Genomic DNA, 1,773 nt, shown 5'->3' with positions numbered 1-1,773 from the left:
GCGGGGTTTCTCGCGACGTGGCTCGAGGGTGCTGACATCGACCGCTCGCTCGCGTACGGGAACGCCTGCGGGGCGCTGACCGCGAGTCGCGACGGTGCGCGGAGCGCGCCGACGGGAGAGGAGATCGAGGACGTTCTGGCTCGACACTCGTGACCCCGCTCTCCGCCCGTCAACCCGGTCGCCGAAATCACCGCAGTCGGTGGGTTCTCACCGGGTGCTGTCTGACGGTAGTTATATGGGCGGAGCCGTTGCCCACTTGAATAGACAGTCACGATACCGTGACTGAGAGACATGACGGAAGGAAGGGTTAACGAATCTAACGGATGCAGTCTCGAACGGCGCATCCAGTACGAGCGAGACGCGAACGAATCGCCGAGTATTGCCGCTGCGATGGCACTGGCCCAGTATTACGGTGACGACGTCACTGCGACCAGTACGCAGCTGTACGACTACATCGATCCGGACGCGCTCGACAGCCTCTTCGCCGAGACGAACCGCGGTGATGCGCGGGCGAGGGGAACTGTCGAGTTCGATATCGACGACGTGGTGGTCACGATCGAACCCGACCGCGTCGACGTTCGTCCGACCGGCTGATACGGATTGCTGTAACGGTTTACCGGTGCAACCGCAGGACAGTCGCGGTTGCGCCGGAAACGACTTACAGCAGTCCGTATGAGCGACGAGCGATCGAGAGCCGGCGGACGGACGCGGGAAGATGGGTGGTGTCGAGGATCGCCGCGACGAGTCGGCCGCTCCTCGGCCCTTCCTCGAACCTTTTTTCTCGCCGCCGCCGGAACCCGACGGTATGACGACGCAGCCACACCTGCTGGTCGACGAGGGAGACCTGACTGACATCGCGCTCATCCCGGGCGATCCCGGACGGGTCGATCGCATCGCCGACCACTGCGACGAGTCGGAGACGATCGCCCAGAACCGCGAGTACAAGGTCGTCAACGCCTCGTATGAGGGTCGTGAGCTTACAATCTGCTCGACGGGGATCGGCTGCCCCTCCGCCGCGATCGCCATCGAAGAACTGGCGAACGTCGGCGTCGAGACGTTCATCCGCGTCGGGACGACCGGCGCGCTCCAGTCGGGGATCGAGATCGGCGACATGATCGTCGCGACCGGCGCAGCGAAAAACGAGGGTACCTCGAAGCGCTACGAGGCCGTCGAGTACCCGGCAGTGCCGGACTACGAGGTGCTGTCGGCACTGGTCGATTCTTCAGAAGCTAACGACGAGGACGTCCACGTGGGTCCCATCGCCTCCGACGACGCCTACTACGCCGAGACCGACGACGCCGTCGACGACTGGGAGGCCGCCGGCCTGCTCGCCGTCGAGATGGAGGCCGCCGCCGTCTTCTCGCTGGCCCGCCGCAAGGGGCTCGCCGCCGGCGCGATCTGTACCGCCGACGGGAACCTCGTCGAGGGCACGCAGAAAGGAACCGACACCGAGGACGACGAACTGCCGGACAAGGCCAAGAACAACGTCGGCCGCGCGATCGACATCGCGCTCGAGGCCGCGACGAACCTCTGAGTTCGCCCCTCGTCTCCCCGCCCTACTGCGCAGTGAGTCGCTCCGCCAGCGCCGTCGTCCGATCGGTGAGCGTCTCGGTCGTCGCGGATGCCCCCTGCAGCGTCTCGTTGATCGTGGCGAAGAGTCGGTCGAACGCGAGCATCCCGTCCCCGCCCCGCCAGTCGTCCGTCTCGCGGACGGTGAGTCCGCAGGTCCCACACGTCGCGCCCGCGCTCGCCTCGCTCGCGTCGAAACAGCCC

Annotated in this window: 3 protein-coding genes and 1 pseudogene; 3 read left to right on the top strand and 1 reads right to left on the bottom strand. The window is 66.0% G+C overall.

Features of this window, described 5'->3' with window-relative positions; translation table 11 throughout:
* The 3 genes from PGX04_RS31680 to PGX04_RS31670 form a co-directional block, all read left to right on the top strand.
* On the top strand, positions 1-153 hold a 153-nt coding region (locus PGX04_RS31680), incomplete at its 5' end, for a PfkB family carbohydrate kinase (protein WP_273742106.1).
* A 138-nt stretch (positions 154-291) separates the two neighbouring features.
* Positions 292-594 (top strand): HalOD1 output domain-containing protein, encoded by a 303-nt coding sequence (locus tag PGX04_RS31675; RefSeq protein WP_273742105.1) that lies wholly within the window; start codon positions 292-294, stop codon positions 592-594.
* Between the two features lie 211 nt (positions 595-805).
* Positions 806-1,534 (top strand): guanosine phosphorylase, encoded by a 729-nt coding sequence (locus tag PGX04_RS31670; protein WP_273742104.1) that lies wholly within the window; start codon positions 806-808, stop codon positions 1,532-1,534.
* Positions 1,535-1,556: 22 nt separating this feature from the next.
* Here PGX04_RS31670 and PGX04_RS31665 read toward each other — a convergent pair.
* Positions 1,557-1,773: pseudogene (locus PGX04_RS31665) on the bottom strand (HNH endonuclease); the annotation flags it as partial.

Source organism: Natrinema soli (assembly GCF_028618695.1).
This window is presented reverse-complemented; position numbering and strand designations above follow the sequence as displayed.

Coding starts and splice junctions, on each gene's coding strand:
- PGX04_RS31675 (WP_273742105.1), top strand. CDS start 292: ATGACGGAAGGAAGGGTTAACGAATCTAACGGATGCAGTCTCGAACGG.
- PGX04_RS31670 (WP_273742104.1), top strand. CDS start 806: ATGACGACGCAGCCACACCTGCTGGTCGACGAGGGAGACCTGACTGAC.